The 15,691-nt window shown below is 66.5% G+C and carries 15 protein-coding genes; 11 read left to right on the top strand and 4 right to left on the bottom strand.

The window, feature by feature from the left end; genetic code table 11:
• Window positions 1-107 precede the first annotated feature (107 nt).
• On the bottom strand, window positions 108-842 hold the full coding sequence (locus tag F8M74_RS10850; protein ID WP_141255053.1) for a hypothetical protein: 735 nt from the start codon (window positions 840-842) through the stop codon (window positions 108-110).
• A gap of 587 nt (window positions 843-1,429) precedes the next feature.
• Between F8M74_RS10850 and F8M74_RS10845 the strand changes: the two genes are divergently transcribed.
• From F8M74_RS10845 to F8M74_RS10830, 4 genes are all read left to right on the top strand, one after another.
• Entirely contained in the window at window positions 1,430-1,717 is a 288-nt protein-coding gene (locus F8M74_RS10845; RefSeq protein WP_141255054.1) for a hypothetical protein, read from the top strand.
• A gap of 157 nt (window positions 1,718-1,874) precedes the next feature.
• Window positions 1,875-2,234 carry a hypothetical protein gene (locus tag F8M74_RS10840; RefSeq protein WP_141255055.1) on the top strand — a complete coding sequence of 120 codons (360 nt, stop codon included), beginning with the start codon at window positions 1,875-1,877 and terminating at the stop codon, window positions 2,232-2,234.
• Window positions 2,231-5,539: a hypothetical protein gene (locus F8M74_RS37795; RefSeq protein ID WP_228560034.1), complete on the top strand. Its 3,309-nt coding sequence runs from the start codon at window positions 2,231-2,233 to the stop codon at window positions 5,537-5,539. The genes F8M74_RS10840 and F8M74_RS37795 overlap by 4 nt, the downstream gene beginning before the upstream one ends.
• 10 nt (window positions 5,540-5,549) lie before the next feature.
• Complete coding sequence (locus F8M74_RS10830) at window positions 5,550-6,380, top strand: hypothetical protein (protein WP_141255056.1); 831 nt, start codon at window positions 5,550-5,552, stop codon at window positions 6,378-6,380.
• 136 nt (window positions 6,381-6,516) lie between these two features.
• On the opposite strand, the gene F8M74_RS10825 is transcribed toward F8M74_RS10830, so the two are convergent.
• On the bottom strand, window positions 6,517-7,530 hold the full coding sequence (locus tag F8M74_RS10825; RefSeq protein ID WP_240462283.1) for a YgcG family protein: 1,014 nt from the start codon (window positions 7,528-7,530) through the stop codon (window positions 6,517-6,519).
• Window positions 7,531-7,798: 268 nt separating this feature from the next.
• On the opposite strand from F8M74_RS10825, the gene F8M74_RS10820 reads away from it, so the two are divergent.
• Window positions 7,799-8,482, top strand: coding sequence for a hypothetical protein (locus F8M74_RS10820; protein WP_141255057.1), 684 nt, complete (start codon window positions 7,799-7,801; stop codon window positions 8,480-8,482).
• A 250-nt stretch (window positions 8,483-8,732) separates the two neighbouring features.
• Here the strand turns inward: F8M74_RS10820 and F8M74_RS10815 are convergent, their stop codons facing one another.
• Window positions 8,733-9,470 carry a DUF1428 domain-containing protein gene (locus F8M74_RS10815; RefSeq protein ID WP_141255058.1) on the bottom strand — a complete coding sequence of 246 codons (738 nt, stop codon included), beginning with the start codon at window positions 9,468-9,470 and terminating at the stop codon, window positions 8,733-8,735.
• 69 nt (window positions 9,471-9,539) lie between these two features.
• Here F8M74_RS10815 and F8M74_RS10810 point away from each other — a divergent pair, with 69 nt between their 5' ends.
• On the top strand, window positions 9,540-9,980 hold the full coding sequence (locus F8M74_RS10810; RefSeq protein ID WP_141255059.1) for a MarR family winged helix-turn-helix transcriptional regulator: 441 nt from the start codon (window positions 9,540-9,542) through the stop codon (window positions 9,978-9,980).
• 118 nt (window positions 9,981-10,098) lie between these two features.
• Window positions 10,099-10,857, top strand: a complete 759-nt coding sequence (locus tag F8M74_RS10805; protein ID WP_141255060.1) for a 2OG-Fe(II) oxygenase — start codon at window positions 10,099-10,101, stop codon at window positions 10,855-10,857.
• A 49-nt stretch (window positions 10,858-10,906) separates the two neighbouring features.
• On the opposite strand, the gene F8M74_RS10800 is transcribed toward F8M74_RS10805, so the two are convergent.
• The gene (locus F8M74_RS10800) at window positions 10,907-12,103 is read right to left on the bottom strand and encodes an acyltransferase (RefSeq protein ID WP_228560505.1); all 1,197 of its coding nucleotides are present in this window, start codon (window positions 12,101-12,103) and stop codon (window positions 10,907-10,909) included.
• 140 nt (window positions 12,104-12,243) lie between these two features.
• Between F8M74_RS10800 and F8M74_RS10795 the strand changes: the two genes are divergently transcribed.
• The 4 genes from F8M74_RS10795 to F8M74_RS10780 all read left to right on the top strand — a co-directional run bounded on the left by F8M74_RS10795 (window position 12,244) and on the right by F8M74_RS10780 (window position 15,677).
• Window positions 12,244-13,005: a hypothetical protein gene (locus tag F8M74_RS10795; RefSeq protein ID WP_141255062.1), complete on the top strand. Its 762-nt coding sequence runs from the start codon at window positions 12,244-12,246 to the stop codon at window positions 13,003-13,005.
• Between the two features lie 155 nt (window positions 13,006-13,160).
• Complete coding sequence (locus tag F8M74_RS10790; protein WP_141255063.1) at window positions 13,161-14,072, top strand: macrolide 2'-phosphotransferase; 912 nt, start codon at window positions 13,161-13,163, stop codon at window positions 14,070-14,072.
• 99 nt (window positions 14,073-14,171) lie between these two features.
• Window positions 14,172-14,696, top strand: coding sequence for a cytochrome c-type biogenesis protein (locus F8M74_RS10785; protein ID WP_141255064.1), 525 nt, complete (start codon window positions 14,172-14,174; stop codon window positions 14,694-14,696).
• A 12-nt stretch (window positions 14,697-14,708) separates the two neighbouring features.
• Window positions 14,709-15,677, top strand: a complete 969-nt coding sequence (locus tag F8M74_RS10780; RefSeq protein WP_141255065.1) for a tetratricopeptide repeat protein — start codon at window positions 14,709-14,711, stop codon at window positions 15,675-15,677.
• Window positions 15,678-15,691 lie beyond the last annotated feature (14 nt).

Below are 15,691 nucleotides of genomic sequence, written 5' to 3'. Positions count from 1 at the left end.
AGACAGCGCGATGCCGAAGGCTGGTTTCCGCGCTGCGGCCCCTGGGCTCCGTGCAACTGAGCCGGGCTAGCGTCCAGCCCCCATGCTTCGCGGCGCAGAGGGCGCCGTCACCCACACTCCACGTAGACTCCGGGGGATTGTGGCCCCGTGCGCTTGTAGCAATAGACCACTTCGTTCGAGGCCTCGGAACATTCATCGTGATACTGCACCGCACCGGACGGGAGCGTGACCTCCTTCCCACAGTTCCGAGCCCGCTCCCTGAGCCTGAGTCGGCGAGGGAACTCCTTCCCCTCCGCGCTGATGCTCATCTCGACGGAGGTACTGACCACGGCTGATGCAATGCCGGTCAGCACCCCTAACTTAAAGATCTCCTCCAGGGTGCCCTTTTGCGCCTCCCAATATGAAATCACGGACTCCTCCGTTCGAGAGGACTCCCGATAGAAGTCGACCTTGAAGACCTGACGTACGGGGTCGGTGAGGTTCTCGAACGCGAAGACGACCCTGGGGGGAGAGCTCGAGTACGAAGTGTCCAGCCCCGGCAGGAAGGGCATGCCCGTGAGGCAATAGACGTTCTTCTCCGCGAGCGGATGAAGCACCGCGCCAGCGAGCAACGGCAGGTATTCACAAACATTCCCTCGCACCTGGAGAACGACATCCACCGTCTCCGAGGACATGATGCGCGCACGGAAGACATCGAGCGTCACGGCCGCAGGGGCGCTCTCCGCCTTGCACGAATCGGCCTGGTCCCACCCGAGCTCGAAGTGCAGTGGCGCGAGCAGCTTCTTCACCTCGGCGGTCGTCGTCGCGGCGCGCAACTGCTTCTTCAACGTGTCAGGAGACACCGTGACGCGACGTTCGGCAGGGCAGATCGGTGCCTGCAGTGGCGGAACCACGGGCACCGTCGTTCCCGCATCGCCACCTCCCTTGCCGGCAGGAATGGTCGGTGGCGTCTGGGCGAAGCCCGCCAACGGGCCCACAGCGACGAGGAGGGGCAGCAGGAGATGATGCGCCGCGCGACGAGCCAGTCCCGAACCTCGGCCGCAAGACGGGGGGGCGCCGTCCGCAGATGCGTCCCTGTCCACAATAATCTGAAAGGAATCACCCATGAGAGGCAAGGTATCCGCACAACCAGTGCACGGGCAATCCCTCTCTGCCAACGCAAGTGAGACAGTTCGTACCCAGCAGTTTAGTGTGCAGGGCGCCCCAGGCAGGGACGATGAGCGCAGTGGTGGAAGAGGCTCCGGCTCGGGCACGGTTGCCGCGACGAACACCACGAACGAGCGGTACGCAGATTGGGATGGCCGCCTGAGCGCGCCGGACAACCAGGGGCCCACGCACCTGCCGCGGCTCGCTGAGCATTCTCCTCGGGAACCACGGGCTCACCTCTGGAGAGGGCCAGGAGCGCGAGTGCGCCCTCATCCAGGACGACGTGCCTGGCCAGCGCTGTCAGAACCGGGCGTTCTACAGCCTCGCGCACGCGGGGTGGGACCAGTCGACGGGGTGGACTGGCGTGCCCGAGCGATGGGCGAACGACATCGTTGGGAGCACACCCCGGGGGCGGGTGACGGGCTTCTACCTGAGCTTCCAGGGCGAGGAGTCCGGCACCTTCGGAGAGTCCCACGAGCGGATCTGGCAGACGCAGCCCATGGACCACAATTTCGTGGACAACCTATTCATCCCCCCGTTCGACTGGCTTCACGAGGAAGGACTCACGTAAATCGCCACCCGTCACCGCGAGCGACACGTCCTTCCCGTCCGACAGATGCCGCGCCGCATCACATCACCAGCCCCCTCCGCGACATCCGCCTGGATGTAGGTGATGAAAGCCAACCAACACTCCGCGCGCGGGATGTCAGGAATGTTAAAGTCCTTCCATGCTCGTCATTCGGGATGTTCAACTCGCAGCACTGGCCGAGCCACGGCTGGGGGCATTGCGCGCGTGGCTTCATCCTCATCTGCGCAAGCATTTCGGGGAGCGACTGCTCGAGACAGACGACGCCGCGCTGAAGGACTTCATTGACGCCAGCGTCGCGCGGGCCATGGAACACGGCGTGAGGAGTTCACAGGGCATCGTCAGGTTCGCTCACCTGCGAGTGCTCTTTGGCGAAGGCTTCGAAGCGCTGCCATGGGCGGCGGAGACGCTGTCGCGAACCGACATCCCCACACCGGAGAGCAAAATCGAAATTCTCTACGGGAACGCGCGCCGTGCGCTCACTGCGAAAGGGGGCGCATGATGAAGCGCAGCAGAGACCCGATTCAGGATGGCGAATCCGAGGAACTGGCTTGGCTCGACCTCCTGCGACTCCACGCCGCCGAGCAAGACCTGGCAAACGCGCCGGAGGTCTCCGTCGTCGTGCCGTGCGAGCAAGCGGTCACGAACGACGTCACGGCGAACGTCGCCGTCGCACATGTACCAGGCTGGTTCGACGACGCAGGGCAAGGGACACGCCCGGCAAGCGTCATGCTGTCCATCATGGAGACGCATCCGGACCTGCCCTATCAGGGGACCGGGACGGTGAGCGTCACAGGGGACGCCGACCTGTTCGGCGATAGCAACTGCACGACTCCCGCAGCGGAAGCGTTCACGGCGGAGGCACTTCGCGCGGCTCTCCCGCTCTTCGTGCGGGGCAATTCAGCCGGCAACGTGACGGTGACGCTCACCCTCACTCCAGACGCCAACCCAAACGTTCGCGTCATCGTACCGTCCGCGACAGAAGCTGTCGGCATTCAGGCCATCAACGTGGTGAGCCCGACGGTGACGGTGGGCGAGGCCGTCGCGTGGCACCATGCGGAGCAGTTCGCGGCCGCGCAGATTACGCTGGGCCTCGATGAGAGCACAGGTCAGCCGCCGTACGCGGGACGAGGACGGCCCACCGTGGCGGGCGGCTCGCTCTACACCGATGCGACCTGTGAGACTCCCGTCGACGCCTTCGACGCGGACGCCCTACGTCACGGCGTCACCGTCTATGTCAAAGGGGCGAACGTGGGCAACGCAAGCGTCCAGCTCGCGCTCGACGCCGTCGACTCTCCGGGCATCCGCGTCGCGCCTCCTCAAACTGGAGACATCCCTGTCCAGGCCATCAACGTGGTGAGCCCGACGGTGACGGTGGGAGAGGCCATCGCGTGGCACCACGAGGAGCAGTTCGCAGCCGCGCAGATTACGCTGGGCCTCGATGAGAGCACAGGTCAGCCGCCCTACGCGGGACGAGGACGGCCCACCGTGGCGGGCGGCTCGCTCTTCACCGACGCGACCTGTGAGACTCCCGTCGACGCCTTCGACGCGGACGCCCTTCGTGGTGGTGTCACCGTCTACGTCAAAGGCGAGAACGAGGGCAACGCCAGCGTCCAGCTCGCGCTCGACGCCGTTGACTCCCCGGGCATCCGCGTCGCGCCTCCTCGGACTGGAGACATCCCAGTCCAGGCCATCAACGTGGTGAGCCCGACGGTGACAGTAGGCGAGGCCATCGCATGGCACCATGAGGAGCAGTTCGCGGCCGCGCAGATTACGCTGGGCCTCGACGAGAGCACAGGCCAGCCGCAGTACGCGGGACGAGGACGGCCCACCGTAGCGGGCGGCTCGCTCTACACCGATGCGACTTGTGAGACTTCAGTCGACTCCTTCGACGCGGACGCCCTACGTCGCGGCGTCACCGTCTACGTCAAAGGCGCGAACGTGGGCAACGCCAGCGTCCAGCTCGCGCTCGACGCCGTCGACTCTCCGGGCATCCGCGTCGCGCCTCCTCAAACTGGAGACATCCCTATCCAGGCCATCAACGTGGTGAGCCCGACGGTGACGGTGGGCGAGACCGTCGCGTGGCACCATGAGGAGCAGTTCGCGGCCGCGCAGATTACGCTGGGCCTCGACGAGAGCACAGGGCAGCCCCCATACACGGGGCGAGGACAACCCACCGTAGTGGGCGGCTCGCTCTTCACCGATGCGACCTGTGAGACTCCCGTCGACGCCTTTGACGCGGACGCCCTACGTCACGGTGTCACCGTCTATGTCAAAGGGGCGAACGTGGGCAACGCCAGCGTCCAGCTTGCGCTGGACGCTGGCGACTCTCCGGGCATCCGCGTCGCGCCTCCTCGGACTGGGGACGTCCTTGTCCGCGCCATCAACGTGGTGAGCCCATCCATTCGCTGCGATGAACTGGTGCTCGTCCATGGCAACCATCACAACCGCTCAACAGATCCCTCTCGACTGATCCTCGGAATAGATCAGACGGACCCAACACATTCATGCGGAGACCTCCAGCTCCGGCTGGAGTACGAAGCGCGGATTGCGTGCTTCAGGGACCAACTGTGTACAAACGCAGTGGCTTCTGGGACGTCTTTCGCGGCCAATCAGCTACCCGTGACGCTCTATATGCGCGGACTGACGGCCAGTAATTGTGACGTGAGTGCTGAAGCTCGCGGAACGGCGGGCTCCGCCTGGCGGCTTGCCGCCCGCGCGTCGAAGACGGTTTGCGTCGAGAAGCTCGAACTGCAAGTCCCCACTTTCGCTGCTGGACTTTCCCTCAATCCCGACCCCCTGCTCAACGCCCCCAAGCAACGCGAACTCCACGCAAAAGACAACCAAGCCTTCACATTCGCCAAGATGACGGTAGTCGCCCCAAGCAATGCGTTCTGGCAGAAGGCCGACCAATTATCGTTGGAGCACACAAACCTGGACGTCTTCGATGACGCGGCTGGAGCACTTGCGGGGACCGATCTCCTCAGTCAGGCCCACTTCAGCGGCCCTCCTGTCGTTCGCTACTTCGCCACGCAAGGCAACAACCCAGCATGGGATGCAATCCCAACGCATGGGCACGGCATTCCCGCCACGCGCAATCCGGTCAAGGTTGTCACAGCCAGGTACGTCTCGTGCGCCGCTCGGATAAGTGCAGCCTCATCCGCCGACGGCATCCCGCGAACACTGAACCATGGGGACGTCGTGCGCCTTGATACCTTCAGCTTCGATCAGCACCTCGATAGATTGACAGGCAACGAGTGTCGGACCCGAGTCCTGGCCGGTCCCGCCAACACGGATGTCGCGCTCGCGCTCGCCGCGGCGCACAAATACTACGACCGACGAACCGCTTTCTGGGTCAACCGCAACTATCGAGCCGTAGGGGGATCGCCATTCGGTCAATTCCTCCATTCGATGTCCAATCCGCACGGAAACAACAACACCTGGGCGACCGCTGGTGCGAACTGGGTTGAGAACTTCCTCCTGAACGACCACGGCATCGTCCTCCATGCACGGATGAAGACCCGGATCCGCAACCACATCTTCGCGGTCATTTCGGGAGCCACGATCATTCCACATGGTAAAAATGACGCCTATGGCTTCGCCGCCTTGTACGGAGTACCCGGAGTTCATGCGGAGTGCCTCGCGACCAATCAGCTCCTCGCCGCGGGCGTCGCAGCGGCAGACGTCACGGTGGCCACCTACATGCTACAGGACCAGAATCAACGCCAGGGGCGCCCCTTCGTGGCCTGTCCAAACTGCTCCGGCATCCTGGTCGCACCCGGCGATTTCCGGGTGATTACGGGATGAGGGCAAGACCATGACCATGGAACCCATGCGACGTATCCGCACGAGCACCCTGACCACCGACGACAACGGCCGCTTGTCCTACGAGGGGGCACGCTTTTCGGGCCTCGCCTATCGCGTCGAGGACGACGGGGTCGTTCACGAGCTCCTCGCTGTCTCGGAGGGAAGCGTCTCGGGCACATCGGACGACTGGTTGCCCCAACTCGAAGGTGCGCGGTTGGATCGAGCGAGCCTCGAACTCGCTGACGCCTATGGACCGTTGCTCTGGCGCGGTGCGCCAGTCGACGGCATCGTGTACACCTTCAACGGTCAGGGACTGTGTCTCGTCGAAGAGGCGTATGCCTCCGGCCAGCCCGCAGACACGGCGCGCAGAGAATGGTACCCATCCGGAGCGCCGAAAGCGGACATGCGGAACGGTGACGGTTGGGCGTGGTTCGAGGACGGGCGGGTGCGGGCACGGGCCACCCCCGAACAGACGTTGCTCAATCTGCCGGTCCGTGACGACGGAAGCCTCAGTGGCATCGTACTGCACGACCCCAGCCTGCTCGACGTGACGTCCGTCAAGCCGATGGCGTTCTCAAACGAGTTCCTGCTCACCGGACGGGGCGTCGATGATCGCCTTCTTCAAACACTGCGCGATGAGACCGGGCTTGGAACGGTGCTACGCCTCCATTTGATCGACACGGCCGTCACTCCTGCCAGTGTTGAAGTCCTGGCGTCGCTCAAGAGCCTCAACGAGCTCTGGCTGCGCAGGAATCGCGCGCTCGGCCCAGGGCAAGTGGAAGCACTGAGGGCGCGCCGGCCTGATGGGGTGGTCCATTATGAGGAGGACCCCACCACCTGATGTAGCGCCCTCGCTCTCGCGTCCACGGCGATTGGTAGGGCCCCAGAAGAACGGGGCAATCAGGGAGCCGTGGGCGCCGTGGAACTCGGCCACGTCGAAGCCGCTGACGCCTGGCGTCAGCGGCGGCGCGGGCGAACTACCAGCGCCCACTCGAGCCACCGCCCGACGAACGCCCGCCGCTTGAAGAGCTGCTCCGGCTGGATGAGCTCGACGACGTGGACCGCGTGAGCTTCGGCGTCGAGTGACGGGAAGTCGCTGAGTGGTGACAGTGCGTGCAACGCACCGTGACCTCGATTTCTCCGCCAGAGGAGTACGTCGCGCTGCGAATCGTCCGGCTCGTCTTGTTCGCGGTCACATAACGGCACTTCTTGCACCGGACATGACGCGTGAAGAGCGTTCCATAGCGCTCCACGACCGCGTCCTGGCACGGCTCGCACCACCACACGTCGTAATCCACCGAGCCCAACTGCTCCTCACGAACCTGCCCGGCCATCAGGTGGGCATCGTCGGCATCCTCATCGAGCCGCGTCCTCTGGTTGCGGCACTTCTGGCACCGGCGCGGTCTGCGACGAAGCAGCGCCCGGCCCGCTACCCCCACGGCCCCCACGAACCCCGCCCCTCCCGCCAGGGCGGGAACGTTCAGGGCACCTTCCGGCTCCCTCGGTCCTTCAGACTCGATGGTGACGGCGGAGCCCTCCGACCATGCGGACTCCGCGAGCCTGGAATCCCATGCCGATGCGGCCTCCTGGGCGTTGTGAGGCTGATTGAGCTCCGAGGTCACGATGAGCTGATACAGCCCGCGTGCGCCTTCCAGCACCGCGTCGTCCGGACTGCCCCGTTTGAAGGCGGGAACCACGTCGTTCGCCATGATGGCGTCACTGCGAGCCTGCTCATTCGGGCCATCCACGCCATCACCCAGGATGATCTCCGCCGCGCGGTCCTTGAGCGCGATGAAGAGCAGCGCGCCGTCGTCACGACCGGCCGTGCCCAGCCCCCACCGATTGAAGAGCTCCAGCGCGAAGGCGCGCGGCGGCTGGCTCCCCGTCGTGTCGACCACCACCACCGCGAGCTGGCCTTGGCCATCACGGACCAGGGCATTGCCGAGCTGATCCACCTCCGCAAGCGTCTGCGGCGTGAGCGTCCTGGTCATGTCCACAGACCATGCGCTGGCCGCGAGCCGCGGTACTTTCTCCACGGTGACACCCAGGGCTGGAACGCCAAAGGCCCAACAAGCCAGGAACACCCAGCACGTCCAAGTACGCATGGGTGTCGACGCTATCCCTTTCAGGGGCGGCGGGTAAGAGGCAACCATGTCCCTGCGGTCGAAGCGCTCATGACGCAATCATGAGGCTGCGGTGATGATGCGCTCCCACCAGTTCCCTACCTTGTTCCCATCCAACACAGGAGGGAGCAAGGCCATGCTCTGGCAGCGAGAGTCGTGTGCTTCGTGGGTCAAATCTCAATGGGGCGTCATTCTCTGCACCATGCTTTGGCTCGTCGTCCTGAGCCCCAGTCGCGCCGCGGCGGAACTCCCGCTGCTCTCGCTCGGAGCCAAGGCCGATGACGAGATGCTGACCGACATGCTCGTCGGCTCCCATCAAATGGGGATGGGCATCGTCCTCCCCTTCCCTTGCACCGAGGAGACTGACGGTCTCGCCCTCGAGACCCGCCAGCGCTACGACAACGCCGCCATCAGTGTCGACGCGGCATACTGGACGCAGTTCTCGCATCAGAACCGGAAACGCCCTGTCGGCGTCTCCGCCCAACTGGGTCTCCACGTCCGTACCGCCACACGCACGACCGAAGACGCGGGCCTGGGCCCCTCTGTTGGCCTCACCGTCTCACGCGAACTCGTCCCGCCCGAATGCATGTGCTTGCAAGAGCTCCGCACCTTCGTGGGTGTGCAGGGCACCACCGTGATGTCGCCGTCGACGGGCCAGCTCCAGGTGCCCCTGCGCGCGAGTCTCGGCCTCCAGACGCGCCTTCACATGCTGCACTTCATGCTCGTCGGGCGCGGTGGCTGGGATGACATCCGGCTTGGGTTCAGCCCCAGGCCGGTCGTCGAGGTCACCCTCGGTATCGGGCTCATCCGCTTCCTCTGAGCAGCGGTCGCGCATCAACGCCGGTATATTCGGATGAACGTCATCGGGCGACGGCCCGGAAACCTACGGGCCGTCCCCCTGGCGTTCGTCCGAATCAACTCCGCCGGCGACAAAGCCCCGTGCCAAGCATTGAGCGCGTCATCGAGGACGTCGACGTCTCATCCCTCGATCCCAACCATGTGCTGCCCAATATCGCGCCGCCGGCCTTCTACGCTTCACGAAACCAGGCGGAGGCACATGACAAGGCGACCTATGCGCCCGTGCCCGTCGCCGCCGTCTCAACCAGAATCGGCACGAAGCCGCCGTGGGCCCGGCGGCCCTCGTCGTAGGGCACGCTGTCCGGGTGCATGCGCGGATCGGCCATGGCCTTCCCCCACCCGGCGTTGCGCGCCTCCATCGACGGCCACTCAATCCAAGCGAAGACGACCTGCTCATCCGCGGTGGCCTTCACCGCGCCCTTGAAGTCAGTGACCTTCCCGTCGGGGACGTCGTCTCCCCACGCGTCGACGACGCGCGTGGCACCATGCTCCAGCAGCACCGCCGCGAGACGGGACGCGATGGCATGGTAGGCCTCCTTGTTTCCAACCGGCACCGGCACGAGGGAGCCATCGACATAGCCGGGCCTGCCCGCTCCGCCCTCATGGAGGCTGGGAACGAAGCCTCCGAAGATCATCCGCTTCCCATCGAAGGGAATGTTCGCGCCCATCTCCTCCATCCTTGGGTCACGCATTGCCTTCGCGTTCGCTTCGTCGCGCACCGCCTTGCTGGGGTACTCAATCCAGGAGAAGACGATGACCTCATCCGGCTCGGCCTTCACCGCGCGCCGCAGGTCGGTGACCTTGCCTTCGGGGACGTCGTCCCCCCAGTTCTCAACGAAGCGCGTCGCACCAAACTCCTTGTACAGCGGCGCGGCGGCAATAGCGGCCTGCCGGTACGCTTCCTTGTTCGCCGAGGGGACTGCGATCACGAATCCGTCGATGTAGGCCATGGCAACTCTCCAGCGGGGGCAATCTTGCTTTGACAAGAAGAGTTGATATCAACATAATAACCCCTGTCAATGTCCAGAGCCGTCCCATTCGCCACGACGCTTCACGTCCGTGACCACTGCCTGTGCCTGGTGGTCCAGCAGGCCGCGCGCACCCTGGCGCGGCGCTTCGATGAAGCCCTGCGCCCCGTGGGCCTCACGCATGGACAGTTCTCGCTGCTGATGTCGCTCAATCGCCCCCAGCCGCCATCCATCGGCCCCGTCGCGGAGCTCCTGGCGATGGACCGGACCACGCTGACAGCCAACCTGAAGCCGCTCGAAAGGCGCGGGCTGGTGAAGACCACCGTCGACCCGGCCGACCGCCGCGGGCGATTGCTGACGCTGACGGACGCTGGGCTCCAGCTCCTCCAATCCGCGCTGCCCTACTGGGAGCGGATGAACGAGGAGACGGAGCGATTGCTGGCGCAAACCGATGTCGATGCCCTTCGGGCTGGGCTGCGGGCGCTCTCCTGAGTCCTCTTCCGGCCACCGGAGCGATGATGCGCCCGGAGGCAGCAGCTCCAGACTCGGTCGCCTGCGCCATGGTGCCCTGGCGCCGAAAGCGCGCCGCACGTTCTGCTATAGGGGGCCCGTGAGCATCGCGACCCACGAAGAAGGCCCGCTGCGAGGACCGAGCTTCTTTTTCAGCCGCACGGCGCTCCGCTCGCTCGCGCTGGCCCATCGCGCCAGCTACGGCGCGGCGCGGCCTCATCCCCACGCCGTCATCGATGGCTTCCTGGGGGGGCCGCTGGCGTCCGAACTGGCCGGGGTCTTCCCGGGCGCGACCGAGGCCAGTTGGAAGCGACGCGACCACCCCGAACAGGCGGCTCGACTGGGACAGCTTCAGCGCAAGGCGTTCGAAGACGTCCCCGGAGCGCTCCGGCACCTGCTTTCGGAGTTCTCCGGCATGGCGTTCATCGACTTCCTGGAGTCGCTCACCGGGGTGCAAGGGCTCATCCCGGATCCGCATTTCCGGGGCGCCGGGCTGCACCTCACGTTGCGTGGGGGGCATCTGGCGCTGCACGCCGACTTCAACCGCGATCGCTTCCGCGCGCTCTCCCGCCGGCTCACCGTCCTCTACTACCTGAACCCCGGCTGGGAACCCGCCTGGGGAGGGGACCTCGAGCTGTGGAGCGCGGACCTCTCCCGGTGCGAGACGCGAATCGCCCCCCTCCTGGATCGCCTGGTCGTGATGGCCCACGGCGACGACCACTGGCACGGACACCCCACCGCGCTGGAGTGCCCCGAGGGACGAGGGCGCGCCGCGGTCGCGGCCTACTTCTACACCGCGGAGGAAGCCCCCAACGCGCCGGAGCCCCACAGCGCCATCTGGGCACCACCGCGCTCGTAGCTGGCGCGTCGATACGCGGCACGGCGCTCGCCCGCGCTGGCGCCACCCCTCAAGCCGTGGGAGCCACGGCCTTCCCCGCGGCTTCCGAATGCGTGAAGCGGTCCTTGAGACGCAGCAAGGGCTTCTCGAAGAAGCGCCACGACACGAGCGTGAGCGCCAGCAGCACCGCGTACTCGAACAGGATGCCCACCGCGGTAGCAACGAAGGTCGAGGGAATGAAGCGGTAGAACAGCGGTCGCGTGTAAATGCCGCCAGCGGGGATGACGAGCGCATGGAACAGGTAGAGCCCGTAGCTCACCTGCCCCACGAAGCGCAGTGGCCGCCATTGCAACACGGCCTGGAGCACCCGCGCGCGCCCGGAGAGTACCCACCCCAGCAGGCTGGCGAAGCCCACCGCCCAAAGCGTGTAAAGGCCCGCCACCAGCAGCACGCGGACCTGCGGGCCGCCCGGCCCCGTGAGCGCCGTTGCCATGTGAATGGCGGCGCCCTGGCCGAAGAAGACGAGGGACAACCCGCAGGCCACGAGCAACGCGGGCACCGCGAGCCGCGCGCCCCACCGTGACAGGCCGTCCGCCGTGGCGCGGCCATCCACCACGCCCAGCGCCAACAATCCACCGAGCGCCAGTCCATCCAGACGGAACAGCGTGAAGGTGTAGACCTGGATGGGCGCCGCGCCCTCCCACAGGGCCGCGAGGCGCGCCACGGGGGACAGCAGCACGCACGCCCACAGGAGCGCGCGGAGCTGCCCGTTCCGGAGGAAGAACACGAGCAGCGGCCACACGAGGTAGAACTGCTCCTCGATGGCCAGGGACCACGTCACGTTGATGGGCGCGGGACCGAAGTCCGTCATCCAGAGGTTCTGGAGGTACAGCGCGTAGGTCGTCCAGGAGTAGCGCTGGGTATCGAAGGCCAGGGCCGGTAGCAGCCGCCCCATGATGCCAAAGGTGAAGGCCAGCACCAGGAAGTACAGGGGCCAGATGCGCAGCGCCCGCCGCGCGTAGAAGGTACGGAAGTAGCCTCCACGCTCACGCGTCTGCACGAGGATGCGCGTAATCAGGAAGCCAGAAAGGACGAAGAAGAGGTCCACGCCCGCCCAGCCCACCTGGAAGAGCGAGCCCAGCGACGCACTGCGCAACCCTGTCAGTGAGTGATAGGCAATCACCATCAGCACCGCCACGCCGCGCAGCCCGTCCAACGCGGGAAGGTACTCCGGCAGGTGCAGCGGCTCCGAGGGTCCGGTCTTCATCTTGGGGCGGACCATAGCTGGAAACGGTGGAGGCGCCCCACCCGAGCCCTTCAGGACCTGTACACCGAGGCAAATCCTCGCACATCGCGGCAGGCAAGCACGTCAGGCCATGGCCTTGCAGTCGTCGTGGCACTTCCCATATGAAGCGCGCGCTCATGCTCCGATTCGTGGCAATCATTGCCCTCCTGACCACCACTCCTACGCTCGCGAACGAGGAGACGGAAAGCCCCGCCCCCATCGCCGAGAGCGGCCCGACCCTCAGTCCTGAAGAAGCGCTGGAGCAATATGAGCTCCGGCACATCGGGTTCGATGAGTACATCGCCGTGACGCTTTCGTATTCGCCACTGGCCGTCAGAAGCCCACCGAGCCGCTGGACCGTCCCGTATGAGGGGAAATACAAGAAGCCACTGGAGGGTGAAGCGTTCTATCAGAAGCTCGGCCGAAACGACCTCGTTGCGGAGTATCAGTCGAGAAGTGCCACGAAGCTCACCCTGAAAATCGTCGGGGGAATCGTGATGGTTGGCGGGCTCGTCTACGGAATCGCCTCGCCAGGCGTTCGGACCGAAGACTGCGAGCTCGGCCCAGACTTCTCGGCCTGCATTGACCGCGACCTCGCGGCTGGCAACCGGAAGCAGAACATGTTCCTCGTGGGAATGGGCGTGAGCCTGGTAGGAGTAGGGCTGCTGGGGTGGGGCATCTTTTACGACCCCCATCCCATCAGCTCCAGCGAGGCCCGCGAACTGGCGGATGGCCACAACAAACGCCTTCGCCAGGAGTTGGGCCTGTCGGATGTCCCCGCTCCAGCCCCAGGCCCACGAAAGCGGGCACACGTCATCCAGGCCCGCCTGACGCCTGTCATCGGCCCGAACTCCGGGGGGCTGCTGGTGGACGGGCGCTTCTGATTCCCGGCCGCGATGTCAGGAAGAGTGCCCCGGCCGGGTCGGGGAGCCTCACTCATGGCCCGCCAGAGTCCGTCTCCCTGGCGACCGTGCTCCCCCCGAAGCCGTGGCCCGCGCGGTCGGCGTGATGACCGTGCAGGCCTGAAAGGACGCCCTGGATGCCCTCCGCCCCGAAAGATGCCCCCCAGATTGTCGAGCTCGCCGACCACCACGGATTGAAGCTCAAACCCGACACCCTGTCGGTCAACGAGGCCGGACTGGACTATCGCGTCGTGATGGCGCGCGACCTCGAAGACACCCAGTGGGTCCTCCGCATCCCCCGGCGTGAAGACGTCTCCGCGAAGCTCCCGGACGAGAAGAAGATTCTCGACTTCGTCGGTCCCCGGCTCGGCGTGGCGGTGCCCAGGTGGCATGTCGCCCATCGGGACCTCATCGCCTATCCGGCGCTCCCGGGCAGGCCCGGGCTGACGTTGGACTCCGTCTCGGGCGAGCCCGTGTGGCACTTCGACCGCGAGTCCCCCGTCTATGCCCGCCAGTTCGGCCAGCTCCTGGCCCGGATGCATGCCATCGACGTCGAGGATGCCCGGCGAGCGGGCCTTATCGTCGAGACGCCCGACCAGGTCCGCGCCAACTGGGCCTCCGACATCGCCCGCATCAAGCAGGCCTTCGACGTGGCGCCCGCCCTCCTCCAGCGTTGGGAACGCTGGCTGGGCGACGACTCCTACTGGCCCCGCTTCGTCGCGCTGACGCACGGGGAGATGTACCCCGCCCATGTCCTGCTGGCGCCGGACGACACCATCACCGGCGTCCTCGATTGGACGACCGCGAAGGTAGGAGACCCGGCGCGCGACTTCGTCTTCCAGAAGATGCTCGGCGTGGACGCCGTGTTCGAGGCCACCGTGGACGCCTATGTGAAGGCGGGCGGACAGGTCCCAGACCGCCTGGGCGACCACTGTGTGGAACTGCTCGCGGCGTCACCCGCCGGCTACGCCCTCTTCGCGCTGACCACCGGCCTGCCAGAGCACCGGGCGGCCGCCCAGGCGCAGTTGAACCCCGAAGCGGCCATGTAGGCACAGCGAGCCGGGCGGCGGGCCAGCTCCCCGCCGCTCAGGTTTCACTGTCCAATCACGGCCTGGGGCGCTAGGTAGGGACGGCTCGATGGAGCTTCGATGACCGCTGCCCTCCTGTCCCTGTCCCTCGCCTTCACGCTCGTCACCGGCCAGTTCGCGCCCCAGCAGGCGGGAAGTGACCCGCTCGCGCCGGAGCTGGAGGCGCGTGCCCAGACGCTGGGCAAGCAGCTCCGGTGCGCCGTGTGCCAGGGATTGTCCGTGGCGGACAGCCCGTCCTCCATGGCGCGCGCCCAGCTCGACATGATTCGCGAGCTCGTCTCCGAGGGGAAGAGCGACGCCGAAATCGTCGAGTACTTCGTCGCCCGCTACGGTGAGTGGGTGCTGCTGTCCCCCCGCGCGGAAGGCTTCAACTGGTTCGTGTGGCTGGGCCCGGTGGGGCTCGTCGCCGTGGGCGCCTTCGTCATCTGGCGGCAGCTCCAGCGCAGCGCGGCTCCCCCGGAACAGACCCCGCCCGCGGCCACGACTTCGGAAGAAACGGCGGCCCCGGCCGCGCCCGCTGGAACGCCTCCGGCGGATGAAGAAGACCCGTACCTCCAGGCCGTGCGCCGGGAGCTCGAGCGCTAGGAGCGCCAGGCCATGCAGCCGCAGACGACGAATTGGTTGCCCGGAATCATCGTGCTCGCTGTCACCTTCGTGTTGGCGGCGGGCTGGATCCTCTTTCAGCGCCGCAAGGGCTCTCTGGCGTCGGCGGAGCCCCGCGACGGCGTGCTCGATGACTTGACCCAGCGCGCGCAGTCTCTCATCGACCAGCTCCGCGCGCTGGAAGCGGAGAAGCACAACCAGAGCGCCGAGCAGTATGCCGCCGAGAAGTCCCGCCTGGAGCGCGAAGCCGCCGCGGCGCTGCGCGCGAAGGACGAGCACCTCAAGCGCAAGTCCTCCGGCGAGGGCGTCCGCGCCCGTCCCCAGGCTCCGGCCCCCACCGGGTGGGCGTCTCGCAATCCGCAGCTGGTGGGCGCGCTGTGGGGCGCGGGCATCGTGGTGTTCTTTGGTGGGCTGGGCTACCTGCTCGTCTCCGAGCAGCAGACGCGCACCGACGGCATGGAGGCCACCGGCCGCATGCCCCCGGGCGGCGCCGCCGCGCAGCAGCAGGGCGCGGGCATGGACGAGCAGATGCAGGAAGGGCCGGAGATGCAGGAGGCTCGCGCGCGGCTGAACGCCAACGCCGGAGATGTGGACGCGGCGGCGCTGCTGAGCCACGAGCTCATCCGCCGTCAGCAGTTCGACGAGGCCGTGAAGGTCACCGCGAAGGGCCTGGCGGCGGACCCCTTCAACGTCGAGCTGAAGGTCCACCGCGGCGTGCTTCGCGCCACCCAGGGCGACATGGCCGGCGCCGAGGCGGAGCTGACGGAGCTGGTGGACACCTGGCCGGACGCGCAGGAGGCGCTCATCTTCCTGGGCAGCCTCGCCCTGCGCCGCGGCGACAAGGCCGCCGCGCTGGCCCACTTCGAGCGATTCTCCGTGGAAGTGCCGCGCAACATGCAGCCGCCGCAGCTCGGCCCCGCGATTGCCCAGCTTCGCGCGGAGGTCGCTGGCGGCATGCCCTGACGCCCAGCCCCCTG

This window comes from Myxococcus sp. CA023, assembly GCF_010998615.1.
Classification (GTDB): Bacteria; Myxococcota; Myxococcia; order Myxococcales; family Myxococcaceae; genus Myxococcus.
Note: the sequence above shows the minus strand (reverse complement) of the source record. Positions and strands in the feature narration are given on the sequence as shown.